The sequence below is a fragment of the Fibrobacter sp. UBA4309 genome, from assembly GCF_002395745.1.
Taxonomy (GTDB): Bacteria; Fibrobacterota; Fibrobacteria; order Fibrobacterales; family Fibrobacteraceae; genus Fibrobacter.
Map to the genome: position 1 here is coordinate 10,521 of NZ_DGUN01000021.1, position 23,049 is coordinate 33,569.

The following is a 23,049-nucleotide window of genomic DNA, read 5'->3' on the forward strand; positions in this document are numbered from 1 at the left end:
GCCGTGGTTTTCTTGGACCACGGCGTTTTTTATGCTTATTTTTTGCTAATTTCCCCCGAAAACCACTTTTTCGACGAATTTGGCGATGCTGAATTCTGTATTTTGTGATTGTTGTCTTTGATAAGGCTCTTAAATAGAACCCGTGTGGGTTTTTGCGTTCTGTGTTCCGCTGTCTTCGGGACGGGGGGGCTTGCATGGGCGCAGACGGATTCGGCTGCGGTCGACGCCGCTGTCGAAGCAGCGGACCCGGCAGAAACGGAATGGCAGCCGACTTACCAGTACATGGCGCTCCCGCCTTCGGCGACACCGCTGAACAGCATGCTTCCCTTCGGTGGCATCGGCGCGTCGCCCAGGCTCATGAAGACGACCAAGGGGCAGGTGTTCAGTCACGACATCAACATTGCAACCCGTGAACTTGACGTGAGCGAAAAACGCGTGAACGGCGTCTCGCGCGATACGACGACGCTCTGGACCGCGCACTACCCTGAATTGACGGATTACGTGGCCGACATGTACGACGTGGGCCGCAAGAACCTCTGGTTGAACGGCCTGGTCGGCCAGCGCGACGAAGGCTACGAGACGCCCGAGACGGGCTCCATGTTCGATATCACGATTCCGGTGACGATGCCCGCGTGGATGAGGGACTTCGGCCTGGACAAGCCCAAGCTGATGCTCCAGGGTACCATGGATATCCGCCTCAAGGGTTACGGCGAAAAGGACGACGCGGAAGGCAGCATCAAGACGAGCTTGTGGCCGTCGCCGACATTGAACTATAATCCGAGCTTCATGGTGAAGGGCAAGATCGGCCCCTACATCACTGTCGAAATCAACAACGTAGAAAGCGGCCTCGGCGTGCAGAACCAGGTGCGCGTGGTGTACGAGGAATCGTACAAGGACGAATTCGAAGATTACATCTTGCAGCGCGTGGAAGCCGGTACCACGTCCCTTGCCCTGACGGGTACGGAACTTACCGGCTATTCCGAAAACCACCAGGGACTCTTCGGTATCAAGGCCGACTGGAAACTCGGTGACTGGCGCCTGACCACGATCGCCTCGCAAGACGGTGGCAGCCAGGAAGAATACACCATCAACGCGAGCGAGACGACGACGGAATTCCAGATCCTGGACAAGCAGTTCATTCCGTACCGCTACTACTTCTTGAACCACGAGGCGAGGAACAACTACATCAACGCCGCTATCGCCGGCCGTACTACTTCCAACTACCCGGCGACGAACCTCAAGCTGTACAAGCGCAGCGCGATGAATTCGTCAAAGGATGTCATCGACAATATCACGGTCGTGTACCAGACGCCGAACGGCAGGACTATCGAGAAACTGGTGGAACGCATGGTCGAGGTCCCGTCTTCGGACTTCAGCTACGATTCGAAGACCGGTATCCTCAAGGTGAACGGGGTCAACCGCAACACGCTGTTGGCGGCAAGCTGGAGCAACGACGGTTCCGGACGCGCTTCCGGAAAGACTTCGGTGCGTGACGGCGACCGCGTCGTGCTTATCCAGTGGGACGCGAATCTTACCGAGCTCACCGATATCGACAAGTTGATGCTGCGTAACGTCTACTCCGTGGGCATTACCGAAACGAGCAGCAGCGGGTTTATCTTGCGCATGAAGAACAAGGCTGGCGTCACGGGTTCGTTCCTCAGGACGTTGGGCCTCTCCGATTCCACTACGGGCAGTCCGCTGGTCAACGATGCGACCATCTTCAAGAAAGACGCCTCGGGCAACTACACCGGCGAAATGTGGCTGCCCTGTAAGCCGCTTTCGGAATACACCGGTTCGAATACTACGGAACGCGCCAGGCAGAACTGCTTGGAACCGCTGCGACTCCTTGATTCTACCGGTGCGATGGCCCAACTGTATACGCTGCCGGTGTACAACCTGAATCGCTTTACGAGCCGCTTCTATTTCGAGTCGGTGGGCAAGCGCCGCAATTCCACCATCAGCGTCCGCGATCCGAATTCCAGCTACTCCGTTAGCGCCGGTTCGTGCATGGACATTTCTCCCGGCACCGAAAAGCTGACTGCCGGTTCCACGGTGCTTACGCGTGGCGTCGATTACGAGGTCAACTACGAACTCGGCCAGATTGAACTTTTGAGCGAGCGCGCCCTGGACCCGAACAAGGAAATCAAGGTGACGTTCGAATGCGAGCCGCTGTTCGAAATCGACAACAAGCTGTTGCTGGGCGCGCGAGCGGAACTCCCGCTGGAACGTTACGGATTCGGCGAGGGCTCGCTGTTCGGCGTGACCGCGCTGTACAAGAGCCAGAGCACGACGGCCGAAACGCCGACTCTCGGCAATGAACCGTTCAACAGCTTCTTGTGGGGAATGAACCTCCGCCTGCAGGACACCATCTCGGTACTGACGGACCTGGTGAACAAGATCCCGGGCATCAATACCTCGGCCATGTCCAGCTGGAAGTTCGAGGCGGAATTCGCTGCCAGCCGCCACAACGCCAACACGAGCGAAGACGCGGAAGCCCTGGTAGAAGACTTCGAGTCCACGGCGAACGGCCTTGTCTATCCGCTGACCAGGCTTTCGTGGTATCACGCTTCTCCTCCGGGCGGCGACACGTCTAACATCTCTACCTACATCGAAGACTTGGACTACCGTCACCAGGGCGAATTCATCTGGCACAGCAACAGTACGGAACTCTACAAGTACATTTACCCGAACGTGGGCAATTCCGATGTCGACAACCAGCACCTCACCGTGCTCAAGATGACCTTGCGTGCCAACGACGACCTGACAGGGAAATCCTGGGGCGGCGTGATGCGTGCTAACAGCAGCTACTACCACGACCTGAGCCAGATGCGGTATGTCGAAGTCGTGGCTCGCGGTAACGTGGGTTCCCTGTTCCTGGATCTGGGCCTTGTGAGCGAAGATATCTCGATTAACGGTTACGGCCCGAACGGTACCTATGACGGCGAAAACGATCTGGGTTCAACGGTCGCCTTGCACGACAAGGGCCTCGATAACGCTACGGGTTCCGACGAAACGCGCCTGGTCTGGGATTGCCGCATTTCGGGCTGCCTCGCTACAGAAGAAAATTCCAGGAGGGCCGACGCCTCTACGACGGATATCGCCCGCGATAACTACGACGACGACCTCGAAGACGAAAGCGATCCGCCGATGAACATCAACGGTACCGAAAACAACTCCGGTGAACGCTCCTACGATACCGAAGACATCAACAAGAACGGCTCTCTCGATACCGACATCAGCTTCGTGCGTTACCGCGTCGATCTTTCCGATACGAACTCGGCGAATTTCGAAAAGCTCAAGAACGGCTGGCGCAAGTGGCGTATCCCGCTGAACCAGTACGATACCTTGGTGTCTTCTACGGGTAGCAATTACATGACTATCCTTTCCGAAGCGCAGTACTCCCGTCTTTGGCTGGGCAAGCTGAATCCGGGTGTCGCCGAGGCCAAGGTGCAGATCGTGAGCCTGGGCGTGATTGGCAACGCCTGGGAAGAGACGACGGTCGCCGATTACTACCAGACGAGCTCTAACGAGAATTCTCAGATTGTCGAAGTGAACGGCGTGCCGACGACCCTGACGGAATCGACGGCTTCCCGCGACACGAGCTTCATCAAGGTGACGACGATAAACAATCGCGAAAATTCCAACGAGTACGTGAAGTCACCGAACACCAAGACGGAGCGCGATACCGAATCGAACGCCCCGCTCAAGGAGACGGCTCTTGTCCTCGATTACCAGAATCTTTCGCCGGGACAGGAAGTGGGCGTCACCAGGATATTCGAGACCGATACGAAGGACTTCTCCGCGTACAAGTCGCTCAAGCTCGAAATCCACTACAGCACGAAGGCCGATAGGGTCCCGGTGCGCTTCGCTATCCAGTTCGGTGAAGGATCTCTCGAAGGCTCCTCGGACTACTACGAATGGAGTTACCGCCCGGTCAATTACAAGTGCACTTCTTCTGAACGCGACCAGGATTGCCACGAACAGAACTGGCTCGACAACGCGTTTGCCATGGACATCGCCGATTTCTCGGACATGAAGCGCGGACGCCGTCCGCCGTTTACCGAGGCGAAGATCAAGGATCTCGGCGGTGACCGCGACGAAAGGCTGAAACTTGTGGGTAATCCTTCCATCACGAGCGTGGACTGGATCCGTTTCGTCATCATCGCGGATTCCTCGGCCAACCCTGAAGAACTGAAGGGTACCTTCTGGATCGACGACCTGCGCCTTTCGGACATGGATACCGACTGGGGCTATGCGGCCCGTACTTCGGCCCAGGTGAACTTTGCCGACTTCATCTCGCTTTCCGGAGCCGTGCGTTACCAGGACGGTAACTTCGCCACGCTTTCTTCGACGGGCGGTTCTCCCAAGCCCAAGATGTCCGAGGCCGCCTCGCAGCTCGATGTCGCCGGCGATATCAATATCAGCCTGAACAAGTTCCTGAACGACAGTCTCGGATTCCATATCCCGATGAACCTCGGCTACAACAGCACCACCAAGCGCCCGTACATGAAACCGTCGGACGACCTGATCCTGGAAAAGAGCAGTTTCTCGGATTTGATGGGTGACATGTTCCAGAACAAGCTCGAGGTCAAGTCGAATAAGGAAGAAAACGAACTTCGCGACGACGGCGAATCCAAGGGCTACGAAAGTTACGAGAAGACAAAGTCGTTCAGTATCAGCTACAGCAAGGACTATACCGCTGCCGATACCAAGCTGGGCGAGGTGCTTTCGCAGGTGTTGCTGGAACGCCCCGCAGTGAGCTACTCTTACAGCCAGACAGAAGGCCGAGCCACGACCAGTGCCGACTCCACGTATTCTTACCATACGATACTCGAGTATAAGCTGGGTACGTTCACGATGTTCAAGCTGCGTCCCTTCGATGCCCTTGCCAAGAGCGAGTATTCCTTTGTGAAGGCAATCGCCAAGACGGAATTCGAACCGTGGCCCCAGACGTTCGACTTGACGCTCTTCGACTTTACCTACATACGCCATGTGGACCAGGACAGGGATCCGGACTATGTGGAACCGCAGGTGGACAAGGTGGTCACCTATACTGCCGACTTGACGCACAAGTTGAACTTGCGCTGGAATGTGCTCTCGTTCCTTTCTACGAGCTATTCCTTGAACATCAAGCGTGACATGTTCGGTGGCGGCGACCGCGAGGCGTTTGTCAAGGAGAACTTCTTTAGCCCGGACGATGGCGGACTCTTTGCCAGCGATGTCGTGTTCGACTACGACCATACCGACCGCAAGGTGTACGTATCCCGCGACAGTCTCGTGGTTATTCCTTACGACACGATTCCCCGCGTGAACGCCAATGGCGATACGATGGCCATCGACATGCAGAATCCGGATTCCTACAAGATCCTTTACGACAGCACGGCGTTCTACAAGGTGGATAGCGTCGGTTCTCGCGAGTATGGCCGCGCCTACGGTATCTTGCGCAACGAACGCGCCCGTAGCCAGCAGTTCAAGATCAACTTCAACCCGCGCCTTATCCCGTTCATGCCGTTCAACACGTCGTTCTCCTCTGACTTTACGCAGCAGAAGACGATTCCGGACGATTTCAGTTTCTATGACGAGACCAGCATCGAGAAGAACTTCTGGACGATTTCGCAGACGAACCGTTTCGAGTTCACCCCGACCTTCAAGATTCTCGATCTCGCGAATTCCTTCGGCAAGGACAACGTGATCGCCCGCGCCTTCGACAAGGTGAAATGGCGTGAAATCCGCTTCAGCTGGAATACGACGACCAACACCGTCGGCGAGAACTTCACGCTAGCCCAGCTGTACGAAGAACAGAACGTGACTCCGTTCGAATATTACCTGTACGGCCTCGGTATCGGCAACGGCTACCGCAACAGGGGATTCTGGAATATCGTTTCGGGCGACATGGGACTCGACCATCGCGACGATTTCACGGATTTCGCCCAGTACAGGAACCGCCACGTGGATACGCTTGTCTACCAGGGCAACTTCCGCCATTCCGTGAGCCGCCAGTTCCAGATCGGTACGGGAGTCACGCTGCCTATCTGGGATATCGGCGTTACGGGCGACCTGCAGTGGAAAGAGGAATTCTCGCAGTCCCGCGAATACCCGCTCTATATCGATACGACTACCATGTGGCCGCGATTCGGCATCGGCATCACCGTGCCGAACTTCGCGCAGAGGGTATCGTTCCTCAACAGCTTCAGGAGCGTGAGCGCCGCGCACCGCTTCGACTTTACCAGGACGACTACGGTACGCCCGTTCCAGAGCGCCGAAGATACCTGGAGCGACCAGCTGAACTTCAACCCGCTTATCCGCCTTACGTTCCTGACGCAAAAGAATATCCGTATCGAGAACAGCGTCCGCATGAAAATCGAGTCGACAGACCGCAGGCCGAAAGAAGAAGTCATCGGTCTCACTTGCTGGCCCGATTCTGCGGGCAACGTCAAGGATACCTCGGACTACTTCTGGGATACTCCGTGGATCCATACGTCCCTGTATAACGATTTCCTGTTCAATATTGGCGACGATTTCTCGATATCGTACCCGCTCAAGCTCAAGCGCGGCTTCCATTTCTTCAAGTGGTACTTCAAGCTCGAAAACGATCTGGACCTGAAGTTCACTGCCGGTTACGACTACAACAAGACTATCCGCAAGGAATACGACCCCGCGCCGGGATACGACATGTGGAACAAGAACAGCGGCACGGACGGCGTGTTCAAGCAGTGGGACTTTGGCGATTGGCAGCCGACGGCATACAATCCTGAACTGTCGCTGACCGACCGTACGGTTCCGTCCCGCACGCACGAATGGTTTGTCCGCCCGAGTGCCGGCTACCAGTTCAACAAGATCGCCTCGATGAGCAGCTACATCGAATATCGCCAGATTCACGAGAAGCTGGACGACGAAACGCCGCACCTGCGGCAGATACTGCAGTTCGAAATCGCGCTGATGCTGCGCTTCAACTAACCGCGGCTACGCCGCAATGTGTGATGTGGAATGTGGAGTGTGAAATGTGGGGAGTCATCCTCGCTACGCGAGGATCCATCACTTTCATACAGGCGCTTGTACAAGAGTGATGGTACCCCCCTCGTTTTTCTCGGGGGATGACTCGGTAACCGCGACCATCACCCATCATCAATTATCAATTATCAATTATCAATTAACCCCATACCTCACACCACTCCGTCAACGCTACTTGACAATTCCGACTTCGGAGAGCTTCACGAATCCCTTTACCTTTTCGCCAAGGCGAATCTCGACAAAGGGTGGCTGCTCCGAAATCACTTCGAAGGCAGTGCCTTCCGAAAGCGTGTTGAGTGTCTGTGACCTGTCGTCGGGAGCGCTGGTGACATCGGCGTCCTTGGCCGTGACGACACCCGTAATTTCCGTTTCGGCGACAAAAATCTTGTAGCCGGCGCTCATGCCGATAACCGCGAATGCGCTGGAAAGCACAAAAAGAACTCCGATGAGGATATTCTTGATTCGTTCGCTGGCAGAAAGGCGCCTGGCGATAGCGACGAACGCGACAATCCAGAAAATGCCGAGCAGGGTAAACAGCTGCGAGCGGAGCGAAAGCGCGTGGTGCGCCTTGAAGAGCCCGGAAAGAATCGGGTTTTCTTCGCCGTCTTCGTCCACCTTGTCGCGGGTCATCGCCTGCGCGAACTTGAGGTTGTGCTGGATATCTTCGTCATTGGGGCGAAGCTTGAGCGCAGAGCGGTAGTAGTAAATGGCGAATCCGATCTTGCCGCTGCGGAAATAGGCGTTGCCCAGGTTGTAGTAGAGGTCGGCATTCACGATGCCGTTGTCGACGCAAGTTCTCCATTCGTCGACGGCGCGTTCGAAATCGCTGGATTGGTAGGCCTTGGCGCCTGCCTCGATTCCCGCGCACTTTTCGTCGGCATTTGCCGACCCGAACGCCATCGCGATTGCAAATAAGATAAACAAAACTTTTTTCATAGATCCATCATCCATTATCAATCATCAATTATCAATTAAATATCCAGTCCCCCGCAAAGCTTTTCGATGTCGGCCAGCATTTTCTTCTGCTCGTCCGTGGTCGGGTTGACCGGTGCGAACCGCGCGAAGGCGCACTTTTCGAGCCAGCTGTCAATAGCCGTAATCGTTTCTCCGTTCACTCCGAGCCTTGCGAGTTCGTCCTTCATCTGCGGGCGCGTCATGCCCTTGAATTCCAGGTTGGTCATGTCGCTCAGGTAATCGATGAGTCCGTTTTCGAGCGCGGCGAACAAAGCCTTGGCATCGCCGTTCTTCAGGGCCTCGCGGGCGCTGGCAAAGCGGTTCTTGAGCATCTTGTTGGCCTTGCCCTTGCGGATAAGCGCGGCGTTGTTGCTGCGCTTGCGGCGGCGGGTAATCTCGAAGTTCACGACAAGGTAGAACGGGATGGCCGCGGCAAAGATGATCCAGAAGATTGCGCTCTTGTAGGGCTCGGCAGATTCGCCGACGTCCTTGAGGGAATGGATATGGCGGATGTCGGAACCGAGGGACTCGATTTCCTGCTTTTGCACGGCGGCGGGGCCTGCGGTGGCGGCAGGCGTCTGGAAAACCGCTTCGGCGGAGGCATCTCCCTTTTCGACATCGATAGTCCAGGGGCCCGCCGTCGCAGTTTCGTATTTTTTCTTGGCCGGGTTGAACCAGCTGTAGCTGATTTCGGGAATGGAGAAGGAACCCTTCTTTTTGGGATAGAGGAACACCCTGATTTCTTTCGAGGTGATGACCTTGCTACCGGCAATCTTCTTGGAAATGTTGTTTTCGGGAGGAACGGAGCGGAACTCGCCGAAATCGGGGAGCTTGGGATCGGTGATGGTGCCGGGTGTTCCGTCGCCCCTGATGTTAATGGAAAGCGTGAGCGCTTCGCCGACCTTCAGGTTCGTGCGGTCGAATTCGGCGGTAAACTTGTAGTCGCCCACCATGCCCGAGAAGTTTTCGGGCTTGCCTTCGGCGGGGAGTGGCTTTACGGTGATGTTGATCGTGGGGGAGGTCGCCTCGGCCTCGACGGATTCCTGCTTGATGCTGCGGCTGGAGAACGACATGCCGCCCATCTGCTTCTTTTCTTCGACGATCTTCGGCTCGCCGCGCTTGGTATACTTGAACTTGAACGGCGGAATCTGCAGGTTGCCGCTCTTGGTGGGGCTGAGCCAGGCGAACTTGGCGCTGGCCTGCATCTCGCGGCGGCTACCTTCCACGGGCTTGAATTCCATGTTGTTGAGGTCGCTGCGGTGGACTATGAAGTCGTTGCCGGTGCTCATGTCGGTGGCCTGGAGGCCGCCTTCGAAGTGCTCGTAGGTGTGGAAACCGAGGGTGACGTAGAACTGCTCGCCTTCGTAGATGGATTTTTTGCTGGGCGTGAGCGAAACGGCGAGGGCGTCGTCGGCATAGGCGCGCTGCACGCTCACGGGAATCTTGCTGCTGATGTTCTGGACCTGGCCGCCGATTTCCCAGGTCATCTGGCCTACGTCTATCTGGCCGGTCTTTTTAGGGGCGCGGATCTTGAAATTGTAGATCCTGGCCTTGTAGCTGCCGCCACCGCCTCCGAAAAAGGAGTTGAACATGTCTTCCATGCTGGGGCGCATGACCTGGTCGGAACTGTCTAAGCCCATGAGCGTAAACCCGTTGCGCGTTTCCAGTTGCGGGACGCCTCTTTCTGCGGGGAGTTCCTGGATAGGAATCACAAGCTGCAGACCGAAAGTCTGGCCCGCTTCAATCCGTTCCCTGTCTATCTGGAGGGACGGTCGGGCGAAAACAAGTGCAGATAAAGTCAGGCAAAACAGCAGGGTTCGTTTCATACCCACAAATTTACCAATTTTTCGGGGTGCCGACCACTCGCTCCGGGCCCCGCTTGTCTTTCGGGACTGCTGCCGAAAAGCCGGATCAAAAAGGGGTAAAATATTAAATATATATATTTTTTACCCTTGCAGCGTTAGTAAAAAATTGTTAATATTGGCTCGCCGTTTTGAAAATGGCGATAAAAAGCAAAAATAAACGATAAAAGGACAAAAATGTACTGCATTCTCGCCGCCCTCCTGGTCAAGAGCTTCAGAAAGCACGCCAAGCGTGCCTAACTGATTGCCAGCCAAGGCATTAGAACTCTCTCTAAAAAGAAATTACCGGTAAAGCCTACGGGCCTACCGGTATTTTTTTTGTTATGACGTTGGCTAGAACTGCTCGAAGAACTTATGGACTTCTTCGGGGACCCAGGTTTGTTCCCAGTTCCAGCCGATGCTCATGTTGCCCGTGTCGTGGGCGGTCCACTGGTGGTTTCCGGGCCAGCTGCACCACTTGACGGGGAAGCGTTCGTCCACATTCTTGAAGTCGTAGCACACGTGGCCGGTGTTCCCGCTGATTTCCTGCGGCTTTTCGCTGCTCGCGTCGGTGAAGTCGCCGTTCGCGTCGGCCTTGCCGTTACGCTTGAGGATGCGCGGAAGGGCGCTGTTCTTTGCACGGTCGTAATTGCAACGGTCGTCGTTCACGCCGTGCACGTTCATCCAGGCGACGGGCAGGTTCTTCATCGCGTTACCCTCGGGCAGCCAGATGTTGTAGTCGGCCACGGCGTAGGTGGCCGCTGCGCGGACCCGGCTCTGCATGTCCTGCATCAGCGAGTAGCTGAACATGGCTCCGTAGCTGAACCCGGTGATGAACACGCGGCTCGTGTCGATACAGTAGTTCTCGTTCAGGGTGGTGAGTGTCTGGGCGAAGAAGTCGTGGTCGGCCTGGCCCTTGCTCCATAGGCCTCCAATCGCATCGAGAGAGACAAAGATGTAGTCACCATTCTTGTCGAGCACCTGCTGGCCGTAGTAAGGCGTGGGGTGGTCGTAGTCGGGGTCGTGGTGCACAAAGTCTTCGCCTTTGCTGCCGTAGCAGTGCAGCGCGAATAGCACCTTGTGCGGCTTTTTGTTGTCGTAGTTCTTGGGCAGGGTGACGAAGTAGGTACGGTTGTCGCTGCCTACCCGGATCTGGAACTGGTCGCCGTTCTCGACGCTCTTGACCTTTTGCAGCTTGGAATTGGAGCCGCAGCCCTTGCTGGGCGTGGGGTCGTTCTTGAGCGCGTAGCCGAACTTGAACTGCGGAGCGGTCGCCTTGAGTTTCACGTTGAGCGTGGTGTCGAGCGTGCCGAGCGGTACCGTGAGCGTGTCGAAGCCCTCTGCCACGAAGCGGATGGCTTCGCCCTGCTGCACTTCCTTGAGGAGGGCGCGGCCTTCGAAGCGGACGGTCTGCTTGGCGCTGCCCATGGTGACCTGCGCGAAATACGTGCCCTTGGCCTTGATGCCGCTGGAAAGGTCCACCTGGCCGGAACCGTAGAGCGTCTGCGCGAACACCTGGTTGCCGAGCGCGTTGAAGATTTTCACCTGCACGGGCTTGCCGCTGCTCTGCGCGTAGGTGAGGACGCCGTCGTTGATACCGATGAATCCGGGGGCGCTTGCGGAGCGGATTGCGTCGGACTGTTCGTCTTCGTGGATGGTGAATTTGCCCTGGCTGTCGGTCGTTGTGGACTTGCCCTCTTTCACGAGGTTGACGGCGACGCCGTTGAGGGCTTTGCCCTGCTCGTCGGAAACGGTGCCCGATACGGTGTATGCGGATGCCATGCCGCAGAATGCCAAAAGGCAAGCCGCTGAAGCTAGCTTGTATGTTTTCATGAGTTCTCCTTTCCCCCAAAAAACCCGTTACAAGCTAATCTATACTGCTACATAATTTATGTCGCACGGTCGGAACGCATGTTTATGGATGAATTGTCTATAAACATATTTTTACGGGAGAAGCTAAATACCCGACGAAGACCTGCAGAAAACTGTGGAAAAGGCCGCGGAATCGGAAGAGAAAAAATAGTTTAGCCCTTGGGGACGAAATCGAAATTCAGGCTGCGGCGGTAAGGTACGAATCCCGCGTCGCGGATGAATTTTTCGGCCTCTTCGATGCTCGTGAGGCCCTGGCTCTGCAGCACGTTTTCTTCGATGACGATACTGTTGATGTCGTCGGCGCCGCAGTGCAGCCCGAGTTCGCCGAGGGAACGGCCCATCCCGAGTAACGATACTTCGATATGCGGGATGTTGTCGAGGTACAGGCGGCTGAGCGCGAGCAGCTTGAGGTATTCGTCGCCGCGAACATGCCGGATGGGGAACTTGTCCGTTTGCGGCTGGAACGTCCATACCACGAAACTCTTGAATCCCTGGGCGATATCCTGCGTGGCACGCACGTATTCGAGGTGCTCGACGATTTCTTCGGGAGTCTCGACGCTGCCGAATACGATGTTCGCGCTGCCGGGGAGTCCCTTCTTGTGGCAGGCGGCGAGGGTGTCGCACCATTGCCGTGCGGGGAGTTTTTTAGGCGACAGCAGTTGCCGCATGCGGTCGGAGAGGATTTCGGCGCCGGCGCCCGGCACGGACGTTAGTCCGGCTTCCTTTAAAATGTCGAGCAGTTCGTCCAAGGTAATCTTGTTGAATTCCGCAATGCGCACGAGTTCCACCGGCGAAAAACCGCGCACCTTCACGCCCATTTCGTGGGTGAGCATCTTGAGCACGTCGGTGTAGTAGCTGAGCGGGATATCCTTGTTGACTCCGCCCTGCAAAAAAATCTGGTCGGCGCCTTTCGCCTTGGCCTCGATTGTTTTCTGGCGGATTTCGTCTAAAGTAAGTACGTAGGCTTCGGGGCTCTTGGCGGGCCTGCAAAAACTGCAAAAACTGCAGGTGATTTCGCAGACGTTCGTATAGTTCACTATACGGAAGGCGGTATAGCCCACCTTGTTTTCGGGATGCATGCGTTTGCGCACCTTGTCGGCGGCTTCGGCCACTTCTGTCCATGGGGCGTTCTTCAATATGTCGAGCGCTTCCGCCATGGTAAGGCGGTTTCCGTCAATCGCTTTTTGCAGTTTTTCGTCCATTCTACCCCAAAAATAAGTTTTTTTTGACGGATTTTGTAAACAAATGCCCGTGGACTTATTATCCATGGCTTTTGAATTTGGATGTGAGCGGTGTCACGATGGAGGATATATCTTTATAGTACAAAAAGAGGATGTTTGGTATGAAACGAATACTGTATACTGGTATGTCTTTTGGCCTTGCAATGGCCATTTCGGCAAGTGCATTCACCCTGAACGGAAAAGTGACCGATGAAAAGGGCGCTGCAGTGAGCGGCGCCTCGGTGGCGTTGGTCCAGAAAGGGCTCCAGACAAAGACCGATGCGTCGGGCGCCTTTACATTCCATCAGGATGATCCCGTTACCCCGGGCGATTCCCTTGGCCAGGGCGAACCGTGCGTTGCTGGCACTCCGGGTTGCGAGGGCGGTTCGGAAGCCATTGCTCTGCAGCGTTCTTCGCTGGGTTACCTCTCCGTAAACAAAGGCGTGCTTTCGTTCTCGCAGAGTTCTAGCGGGCCGGTCCAGGTGCAAATCTTTGACATGGTGGGCAACCGCCTGCTCAACGAAACCCTGTACGGCTCGGGTACGGTCGACATGAATGCCTCTGTCCGTGCGAAGGGTGTGTATTTTGCCCGCGTCCGTGTGGGTAGCGCTCAGCAGAATTTCAAGTTCACGGCCGACGGCAGCTTTGCGGCCGCCTTCGGCGAAAAGACGAACGCGAAGGCTCTCCTGAAGGTCGGCGATTCCGATGACCTGCGCGTGATTGCCGCCGGATTCGATACGCTCAACGTCAAGCTCAACAATCTCGATACGACGCTTGCGCTCAAGCTCAAGAAAACGGTGGTCGCTTCGCAGTACGCCTATGGTTGGGGACTCAAGAACGATCCGGTTCCTTCTAGCGGTTGCGGCAAGGATACCCGCCTCGACTACAAGTACCGCGGCGACAAGCCCTACATCGAATTCAAGTGGAGCAAGGGCACGCGTACCGTGCGTATCGATATCCCTAAGAGCTACGACAAGAACAAACCGTACAAACTCATTTTCGGCATGCAGTGCATGGGCGGCTGGGCCGGCGGTGTACAGGACGAAGGCTACTACGGCCTCAAGCCCCTCGACAAGAACGAAACGGCCATCTTCGTGGCTCCCGAAGGCAACGGAAACCAGGCCCCGTGGGCCCAGGATGACTACACGCTTTTCGATGAACTTCTTGCTTATCTCGAAGGCAACTTCTGCATTGACTCGAGCCGCGTGTTCTCTACGGGCTTCAGCTACGGCTCCATGTTCAGCAATGGCCTCTCCTGGAATCACCAGGACGTGCTCCGCGCCGTTGCCGTATACGAGACTGCCGAACGCAACATTTGGCTCCCGCAGCGCCAGAACAAGGGCATCGGCTGGATGGGCGTGCTTGGCCTCGACGATAACCTCTGCACTCCGGAGATGGGCCGCGCTGCACGCGATATCATCTTGACGCTCAACTCCGAAGGTGGCAAGGCGAAGAATGAACGTGCCGAAGAAGCTCCGCGCAATTCCGCCCACAAGTGCTACGATTACACGACGGTCGAAGAACGCTTCCCGGTTCGCTGGTGCACGCAGAGTGGCGGTCACATCTGGGACCACAAGGATCCGGGCCAGCAGAAGTCCTGGGTGCCCGAGACCACTTGGGATTTCTTCAGCAAGTTCTAGAATTTTTTTTCATCCACACTCCCAGTCCCGTCCCGGTGTAAACCGGGACGGGACTTTTTGCATTTAAGTTTCTACATTTGCCCACATGGAATTCAAGCGTTTTGAGGCCTTAATCGAGATGTTTCCGCAGGTGCAGATCTTTAGCACCGAGGGCGAGGACCTGGATAGGGTCATTACCCATTTTTTGAACCAGCAACAAAATGTCTCCACCATGTCGGAAGCGATGCAGCGGAAAATCCAGCATGCGCTCGCTCCGTTTTTCCAGCAGCGCTTTATAAGCCTCCACGATTCCGAGGCACCGCTGGTGAAGAACCTGCTTCTGAACAAGAAGTTCTTTTTGCAGACGGACCGCTATATCGACGATATGGCGTGGCCCGAAACCGACCCGGAAAAACTGGATGACGCGCTCTCGATTGCGGAACTTTCTGCCGAGGTGCTTGACCGTACGCTCCTGAGCCTTTCGAACGGCGAACTGCGCCGCGTATTGCTGGCGCGCATGTGGATGGAAAAGCCGGAGTGGATTTATTTCAACGACCTGTTCGGGGGACTCGATCCGGAATACCGCAGTCACCTGGTCGCAAGCGTGGTGGACCTCGCGAAGCGTCCGGGAGTGAAGCTTGCGGTGCGCTTGGCGCGCGAAGACGAACTGTTGCCCGAAATCCCGGCGTTCGTGTATGCCGACAAGACGTTTACGCAGTATGCGGGCGAATTGCCGAGTGCCGCCGCGAAGCCCAAGTTCACGAAGAAGGAATTGAAGGATTACGAAATCGTCATCCTGAACGGAGTGAAGGATCCAGTACTGGATTCCTCGACTTCGCCTAATGGCGGAGTTTACCCTGAGCCTGTCGAACGGGCTCAGAATGACACTGAAGGCAAAATTCTCTTTGATCTCAAGAACGTCAACGTCCAATTCGGCGACACGACCGTGCTCAAGAACCTCAACTGGACGGTGCGCAAGGGCGAACACTGGGCGGTAATGGGCGAGAACGGTGCAGGCAAGAGTACGCTGCTCGGACTTTTGACGGCGGACCATCCGCAGATATACAAGAACGACATTACTTTGTTAGGAGAACATCCGGGGCATGGCCTCAACATCTGGGACCACAAGGCGAAACTCGGTTTCTTCTCGCCGGAGCTCGCACTCCAGTACCGCGAAGACCTGGACCTTTCGGAAGTCCTGTGCACGGGTTTTACCGGGAATCTTTGCAGGGCGGAGAATACTACATGGGAAGAACGCGCGAAGGCGAAGTCCTGGCTGGAATACCTGGGCTTTGAAGATGTCCATGCGCGGTTCCGCAACCTTTCGCCGATAGACAAGCGCGTAATCCTCATGGCGCGTGCCGCCATCCGTCCGCCCAAGGTGCTGCTGCTCGACGAGCCTACGCAGGGCTTGCAGGGCGGCTACCGCGAAAAGATTTTCAACCTGTTGCAACTGCTTTCGACAGAGACGACGATCATTCTCGTGAGCCACTACGAAGAGGAATGGCCCCCCTGCATGACGCACCTGTTGCGGATGCCTAAATTTTCCATGTGAAATCCTAACCACTAACCACTGTTTACTAATCACTGCAAATGCAACTGAACGAACAGAACATATTGAATGCCTTGCGGGCGGTCCAGGACCCGGACCTGCACAAGAACATCGTGGAACTGAACTTTGTCCAGAACCTGAAAATCGACGGCGACAAGGTGAGTTTTGACTTGCGCCTCACGACTCCCGCATGCCCTATCCGCGACCAGTTCAAGGACCAGTGCATCGCAATCGTGAAGTCGCTCGGCGCAAGCCAGGTAGACGTGACGTTTACCGCGCAGGGCCGGGTGGGCGACGGCGGTACGGCGGCGCAGGCGCCGAAGGTTTCTTACCTGGGTGAAGTCGCGCACGTGGTCGCGGTAGCGAGCGGAAAGGGCGGCGTCGGCAAGTCGACGGTGACGGCGAACCTCGCCATGGCGCTCAGCCTCTCCGGAGCCCGTGTGGGAATCCTCGACGCCGACATTTACGGCCCGAGCATGGGACTCATGTTCGGCATCGACAAGGCTCCCGAGGTCTTTGACGACAATACGATCGCGCCCGTCGAGGCGAAGGGCGGCATCAGCATCGTGAGCATGTGCATGTTCGCCGATAGCGACAAGGCGACCATCTGGCGTGGCCCGATGGTTTCGCAGATGATCCAGCACTTTATCCATCACGTGCGCTGGGGCAAGCTCGACTACCTGCTGGTGGATTTCCCTCCGGGAACGGGCGATATCCAGCTCACGCTCACGCAGAACTGCCCCATGGCCGGTGCCGTGGTGGTGACGACCCCGCAAGAGGTGGCGCTCGCCGACTGCCGCAAGGGGCTTGCCATGTTTGACAGCGTGGGCGTGCCCGTGGTGGGCGTGGTCGAGAACATGAGCTACTTTATTTGCGACCAGTGCGGCAAGCACCACAACATATTCCGCGAAGGCGGCGGCGAACGTATCGCCAAGAGCTGGGGAGTTCCCCTGATTGCGAAGGTGCCGCTGGAACCTGCGGTGGCGGGCTGCGGTGACGAAGGGACTCCTGCCGTGCTGCGTTACCCGAATTCCGAATCGGCCAAGGCCTTTATGCAGGCCGCCGACGCCACGGTGCGCACACTTTCGATGTTCGCGAGCGAGGGCGACGGCGTGCTCAAGAGTTTCAACTACGGGTTCGAAGAACTTCCGGTGGAGGACGCATGATTCAGCCGAAGAAAATATTTAGGACAAACGACGGCCGCCTCGGGTTCGAATGGAACGACGGTACGCGCGGGACTTGCCCGGTCCGCGAACTCCGGTTGGCTTGTCCGTGCGCACTGTGTGTCGATGAACACTCCGGAGAAAAATTGTTGGACGAATCGACGGTTCCGGCGGATATAACTCTTGTCAAAATACAGTCCATCGGTCGGTATGCGGCAGGGCTTACCTTTAGCGATGGTCACAATTCGGGAATTTACCCTTACGATAAATTGAGAGAATTGACGAAAAAGGTGTAAAAAACCATATTTGTTTGACCGAAGTTTATTGCTAAGGTGGATTGATAGGTGTAAAGGTTATGAGTGATTTTAACGAAGCGCTTTATTTTCGCGACCTGAATCGATACCCGACGCTGTCTCCGCAAGAGGAGTCGGCGTTGCTTACGATTATCAAGAAAGGCGAAACGGAAGAGATTCGCAAGTCCGCTCTCCAGCGCCTTATCCGCGGTAACCTCCGCTTCGTGGTCAGTGTGGCCCGCAAGTACCAGGGCCGCGGCCTCGCCCTGCTCGACTTGATCAACGAGGGAAACCTCGGCCTTTTCAAGGCTGCCAAGCGTTTCGACATGGACAAGGATGTCAAGTTCATCAGCTACGCCGTGTGGTGGATCCGCCAGTCTATCCAGAAAGCCCTGTTTGAACAGGTGGGGGCGGTCCGGATTCCCCCGAACAAGCTCGCCCTCGTGAACCGCTTCAAGCGCGCGCTCATGCTCAACGGCGGCGACTACGACAAGACTATTTCTATGGAAGAATTCGCCCCGTACGAGAAGGATATCGTCGAGGTGATGGAAAAGATCGTGGATATTTCCCTCGATGCGCCGATTGGCGACGACGCCAGTTCCTCTGCCGACTCCGTAAGCACCCTCATGGATGTCCTCGGTTCCGACGGCAACCAGGACGACGACATGGAAAAGGAAGAACGCAAGAAGCTCATCCAGGAAACCCTGGCCTCGCTTCCGCGCCGCGAAGAAGAAATCCTCCGCATGTTCTATGGCCTCGACACCGTCGAAGACACGACGCTCAAGGATATCGGCGAAGACCTGCGCCTCAGTCGCGAACGCGTCCGCCAGATCAAGAACAAGACCTTGCGCCGTTTACAGAAGAGCAAGGAACACAAAGAAAAACTCGCTGATTTCCTGGAGCTCTGATGATGAGCTCGACAGTTTTTGCGCGCAAGGCCGCCTACCTGTTCCTGATCCTCTGCGTCGGGATGCTGATTTCGTTTGGCGCTTTCCGGCTTTACGAAGATTATGGCCCGTCCAAGGTTTCTGTCGAGGCGGTGCCGTTCGGCCTTCCGGCCGGCAGTTCCTTTGTCCAGGGCGATGCTCCCGACCTCATGGCCGGTTTTTCGGAAGTCCCCGTGCAGACCCAGGCCGAACTGCGTCGTGCCGTCGAACTTTTCCGTGGCGGCAACACGCAGGCCGCATACGAGATTCTCGAGGCCGTTGTCCAGGTCTACCCGGCGCTTCTGTGGGCCGCCTGGAACGAGGAAAATACTTTGTTCGAAATGGATTCCCTGGACGAACCCGCCAAGGAACGCATGAGAATCCTGGACATGAGGCTCCAGGCGCAGTTCCCGAATACCGGGCTCTCGTCTTACCTGGATAGCCGCAAGGCCTACCTGGCCGGCAACACCTCGCTCGCCCTGCAGCTCGCCCGCGTGGCGACAGAGAAGGCCCCTTCGCTTTACGAGGCCCGCCTTTGGTTTGCCCGCCTCCTCAAAGAAGACGGACGTCTCGCCCAGGCCGGCAACGAATGCCATGCGGCCATAAGCCTTTCTCTGGGAGCCGACCCGCGCACCTACGAACTGATGGCGCAGCTCTATCACGACCAGGGCCTGCTCGACAGCAGCGCATCCCTGGTGGAATACGCCCTGTCGCAGTATCCCGCCAACGTAGAACTCCTGCTGCTGCAGGGCTACCTCATGGAATACCAGGGCCGTTTCGATTCCGCCGAAAAGCTCTACCACAGGATTCTGGCATTCCGTCCGGATTTTGCCAAGGCGTCTACGGCGCTTGCCTCCCTCGGCGAAAAATCCCCTCCGGGCACGGGTTCCGGCGTGACGCTTTCGCCCAAGGACAGGGCCCAGGTCGCCTGCGACATCCTGGAACCGCTCGTGGAGAAATACCCCGAGAACCTTCCGCTGCGCGAAGCGCTCGGGCTCGCCCTTCTCAAGGGACGTGAGTTCGACCGCGCCCGTATACAGTTCCGCGAAATCTTGAACCGCGATCCGGAATATCCGGATATCCAGCAGCGCATCCAGGAATCGAACGTGACCAAGCCTGCGCCGGTAGCCCAGAACAGCGGCCTTGCCGAAAACCTGAGCCGAGCCGTCGACAGCTTGCGCGGAGCTATGGGCCCTGCGACAAAGCACGACTTTACCACGATGCTCGGCCATTACCTTGTCCGCTACGGTGCGACGCCCGGCGAGTTCTTCAAGAAATACGCCGTGGGCAATTTCCGCCCGGTCAAGGCGAACGTGTGGCAGGAATCCTTCTACGAACCGCCCTACAAGCATACCTATACCATCGTGTTCGATTCGCTGAACCATTTCCGCGAAGTCCACGTGTCCGTATTCGATTCTTCGACGGCGGGGCACCACCTGGGCATAGCCCCCGAAGTCTTCACGCGCCTGCTGAAGCAGAACTCGCGCATCTCGGGAATCGGCAACAGCACCGGCGAAACCGACTGCGGTGACGGCAACGTCATCGATGCCGCGGTCTGGGAAACGCAGGACAACTTCGAGATTCTGGCCCGCTTTGTCGGGAAACCCGCCGAAGTCCGCATGGTGCGCTTTGACAAGTCCGCGCTTGTTCCGGGCCTTAAGCTTTGCGACTATATCCCGTACTTGAACGAGTACTAGGTTGTCTCGTTCTGAGTCGTCCTTGGACATTTCCCGAGTCATCCCACACCCCACATCACGCACTTCGTTCCCCGCATTTTTGTATCTTTACAGCGATGCGTATGTTCCGCTACATTATGCTTGCGGCCGTGGTCCTCTTTTTCGAGGGCTGTACCTGCTGTGCATACCTGAACCACATGTTCAATGCGGAACGCCTCTATGACGAGGCTACGGAATTGCGCGAGGCACGCCTGGACAGCATCCCCGACGAGACGGCGAGTCTCCCCGGTCCCGATGAACGCCTCAAGTACGACAAGGTCATCGAGAAGGGCTCCCGCGTTCTGGAACGATTCCCCAAGAACCGCAAGCGCACCGCCGAGGCGGTGTTCCTGATTGGCGAATCTTTCCGCCACAAGGGGGAATGGGGCAAGGCCATTATCAAGTACGATGAATACGAACGCTACTTTGCCGACTACGATTCCATGCGTGCCGTGGAATACCAGCGCGCCTACTGCCTCTACCGCAACAACGAGTTCAATATCAGCCGTTTTGCCCTGGAACCGGTGATTTCGGACAAGAAGCACCCCTACTATTTCCAGGGGCTGAACCTTCTTTCGCTGCTTGACGAGAAGTCGGAATTCCCTGACCAGGCCATAGCCGCCCTGGAAGCCGTGCTCGCCGATACTTCGGGTTCGCCCTTCATGCGCGGCAAGGCGCATTTCCGCCTGGCGGGCCTCTACTTTAAGAAAGAGAATTGGGACAAGTCCCGCGAGCACTACACCGCCAAGGAAATCGAGCTGCTGAACGTGCGCGAGAAGCAGACCGCCGGCGAACAGGCCGCGGAATGCCTGGTGAACAAGAAGGAATACCTGAAGGCCGCCGACGAGTACAAGGCGCTGTACAAGGTCGCCGACTACGAGAAACAGCAGCCGTTCTACCTGGTGCGAATAGGCGAGATCATGCTCATGGCGGAACGCTACGCCGATGCCTTTGTCGTGCTGCAGAAGGTGAATTCCGACTACCCGCGCACGGAACACTCCTGCCGCAGCTACTTCAACCTGGGTGACTACGAGCAGACCAAGACGATGAACTACGAGCAGGCTATCGTGTACTACGACAGCAGCTTCTACGCGAGGGCTATCAGCGAGTACGGCCAGAAGAGTCGTGACCGCCGCGATGCGCTCAAGCGCTTGCTTGCCCTCCGCAAGATGAACGACGACGCCCGCAAGGATTCCATTCCCAACGTGAACAACTTCTTCAGCAACGAGTTCCAGATTGCGGAACTGTTCCTGTTCAAGCTTTCGGAAGTGGACAGCGCCGTGAAACGCCTGGATGCGATTATCGAGCAGAACTCCCAGGATACGGCCCGCCTGATGCGCGCGACGTACGCGAGGGCGTTTATATACGACGAGTTCAAGGGCGACGAGGACAAGGCCGAGGAACTCTACAAGGAAATCATCGAGAAGTACCCGAATACCGAGTACGCGAAGCAGGCCCAGGCGAACCTGGGCATGCGCGTGACGGCGCAGACGCGCGAAGACGTGGCGAAGGAACGCTACCTGCAGGCCGAAAGCCTCTGGACAATCGCCTCCGAGATGCCGCCGGACCAGATGGAACAGGTGGATTCCGCCTATGCCGAGGCCTTTAACGCCTTCGACAGCCTGTACCGCGAATTCCCCGATACCGAAACGGGCGTGCAGGCGCTCTACATGAAGGCAATCTATTTCCAGATGAGCCCGGAACGCGTGGACAGCGCGATGAACGTGTACCGCGAACTGGCTTCGAAGCACAGCTCGACTCCCTGGGGTCGCCAGGCGTCGCAGTATGTCAACGCCCGCCGCAACAACGACACCGATGCCGCATTGGAACGTTTGCGCAAGCGCGTCAAGCAGAGCGAGGAACATATCAACCAGCTTTCTCAGCAGTACTACGAAAGCCTGAGCAAGAAACCCGAAGAGAAGAAAGCCGAAGTCAAGAGCATGGAAGATGAGGTCCTCGAGAATACATACAACAGCATGTACGATTTCGAGTAGGCCGGCAGGGACCTTGTTGCGGGGTCTGCTTGTCGTGGCGCTCCTTGTGCTCGGCGGGTGTGCGGGCAAGGCGAGTATCAGTGCGCGCAAGGGCTACGTGCGCAACCCCGAAAAGCATTACGCGTCTAACGAGAAGGCCGAAATCGGCATGAAGATTTCGGGCGAGGCGAGCTACTACGGCCCGGGCTTTGACGGCAAGAAGACTGCGAGCGGCGAGATTTTTGACCAGGACGACATGACGTGCGCCCACAAGAGCCTGCCCTTCGGCACCAAGCTCAAGGTGGTGCGCAAGGACAACGGCAAGAGCGTGGTGGTGCGCGTGAACGACCGCGGCCCCTACGTGGACGGGCGAATCCTCGACTTGAGCGCCGCCGCGGGCAAGAAGATCGGGCTCGACAAGGTCGGGCACGCCGAAGTCGTCGCGACGGTTATTGAATAACGTCATGGCGGGCTTGACCCGCCATCTAGACTTTGTACTCAGAAAGGCCCTTTTTCTCTACCACGTCATGGCGGGCTTGACCCGCCATCTAGACTCCCCTTGAAAAAAAAATGTGCACTGTCATTTTCTGACATTCCCTAGAATCTATATTTTGCGGCACAGGGGACGCTTGTCCGTTTGTGCGTCCCCTAGAAAGAGAGGTAAAATATGGATAGAATGTACTATTTCCCTTCCAAGAACGACTCCGGATTCTCCACGTTCAGCCGCCGCATCAATGAACAGCTTCAGCTGGGCGGCTTTGATGACGGTTTTGTCGACGACGAAACCCTGCTGCCCTTGTACCGCATGGGCGAAAGCGAAACCTACGTGCTGAGCGCCCTCGGCTGCCCTGTCGGGATGTAAGCTCTTATGCAGTCAAACCTAGCACGTCATTCGGCTCATACGTCATTC

14 protein-coding genes are annotated in these 23,049 nt (G+C 56.7%); 10 read left to right on the top strand and 4 right to left on the bottom strand.

Annotation, left to right across the window (positions count from 1 at the left end; genetic code table 11):
* Positions 1–144: 144 nt before the first annotated feature.
* Positions 145–6,957 carry a cell surface protein SprA gene (sprA, locus tag B3M32_RS02120; protein ID WP_290743190.1) on the top strand — a complete coding sequence of 2,271 codons (6,813 nt, stop codon included), beginning with the start codon at positions 145–147 and terminating at the stop codon, positions 6,955–6,957.
* 225 nt (positions 6,958–7,182) lie between these two features.
* Here the strand turns inward: sprA and B3M32_RS02125 are convergent, their stop codons facing one another.
* The 4 genes from B3M32_RS02125 to mqnC all read right to left on the bottom strand — a co-directional run bounded on the left by B3M32_RS02125 (position 7,183) and on the right by mqnC (position 12,880).
* Entirely contained in the window at positions 7,183–7,947 is a 765-nt protein-coding gene (locus B3M32_RS02125) for a tetratricopeptide repeat protein (protein WP_290743192.1), read from the bottom strand.
* 35 nt (positions 7,948–7,982) lie between these two features.
* On the bottom strand, positions 7,983–9,791 hold the full coding sequence (locus tag B3M32_RS02130) for a BatD family protein (protein ID WP_290743194.1): 1,809 nt from the start codon (positions 9,789–9,791) through the stop codon (positions 7,983–7,985).
* Positions 9,792–10,160: 369 nt separating this feature from the next.
* Complete coding sequence (locus B3M32_RS02135; RefSeq protein ID WP_290743196.1) at positions 10,161–11,639, bottom strand: carboxypeptidase regulatory-like domain-containing protein; 1,479 nt, start codon at positions 11,637–11,639, stop codon at positions 10,161–10,163.
* Between the two features lie 191 nt (positions 11,640–11,830).
* Positions 11,831–12,880 (bottom strand): cyclic dehypoxanthinyl futalosine synthase, encoded by a 1,050-nt coding sequence (gene mqnC / locus B3M32_RS02140; RefSeq protein WP_290743198.1) that lies wholly within the window; start codon positions 12,878–12,880, stop codon positions 11,831–11,833.
* Between the two features lie 140 nt (positions 12,881–13,020).
* Between mqnC and B3M32_RS02145 the strand changes: the two genes are divergently transcribed.
* The 9 genes from B3M32_RS02145 to B3M32_RS02185 all read left to right on the top strand — a co-directional run bounded on the left by B3M32_RS02145 (position 13,021) and on the right by B3M32_RS02185 (position 23,001).
* Positions 13,021–14,538, top strand: coding sequence for a T9SS type A sorting domain-containing protein (locus B3M32_RS02145; RefSeq protein WP_290743201.1), 1,518 nt, complete (start codon positions 13,021–13,023; stop codon positions 14,536–14,538).
* A gap of 85 nt (positions 14,539–14,623) precedes the next feature.
* On the top strand, positions 14,624–16,072 hold the full coding sequence (locus B3M32_RS02150) for an ATP-binding cassette domain-containing protein (protein ID WP_290743204.1): 1,449 nt from the start codon (positions 14,624–14,626) through the stop codon (positions 16,070–16,072).
* 38 nt (positions 16,073–16,110) lie between these two features.
* Positions 16,111–17,235 carry an Mrp/NBP35 family ATP-binding protein gene (locus tag B3M32_RS02155; RefSeq protein WP_290743207.1) on the top strand — a complete coding sequence of 375 codons (1,125 nt, stop codon included), beginning with the start codon at positions 16,111–16,113 and terminating at the stop codon, positions 17,233–17,235.
* A complete protein-coding gene (locus B3M32_RS02160; protein ID WP_290743210.1) occupies positions 17,232–17,528 on the top strand; it encodes a DUF971 domain-containing protein in 297 nt (98 codons plus the stop codon). Before B3M32_RS02155 ends, B3M32_RS02160 begins: the two co-directional genes overlap by 4 nt.
* Before the next feature lie 59 nt (positions 17,529–17,587).
* On the top strand, positions 17,588–18,433 hold the full coding sequence (locus B3M32_RS02165) for a sigma-70 family RNA polymerase sigma factor (RefSeq protein ID WP_290743213.1): 846 nt from the start codon (positions 17,588–17,590) through the stop codon (positions 18,431–18,433).
* Positions 18,433–20,148: a tetratricopeptide repeat protein gene (locus B3M32_RS02170; protein WP_290743216.1), complete on the top strand. Its 1,716-nt coding sequence runs from the start codon at positions 18,433–18,435 to the stop codon at positions 20,146–20,148. Before B3M32_RS02165 ends, B3M32_RS02170 begins: the two co-directional genes overlap by 1 nt.
* 95 nt (positions 20,149–20,243) lie before the next feature.
* Positions 20,244–22,160, top strand: coding sequence for a tetratricopeptide repeat protein (locus tag B3M32_RS02175; protein WP_290743220.1), 1,917 nt, complete (start codon positions 20,244–20,246; stop codon positions 22,158–22,160).
* Positions 22,161–22,176: 16 nt separating this feature from the next.
* The gene (locus tag B3M32_RS02180) at positions 22,177–22,599 is read left to right on the top strand and encodes a septal ring lytic transglycosylase RlpA family protein (RefSeq protein WP_290743223.1); all 423 of its coding nucleotides are present in this window, start codon (positions 22,177–22,179) and stop codon (positions 22,597–22,599) included.
* A gap of 207 nt (positions 22,600–22,806) precedes the next feature.
* Positions 22,807–23,001, top strand: coding sequence for a hypothetical protein (locus tag B3M32_RS02185; RefSeq protein WP_290743226.1), 195 nt, complete (start codon positions 22,807–22,809; stop codon positions 22,999–23,001).
* Positions 23,002–23,049 lie beyond the last annotated feature (48 nt).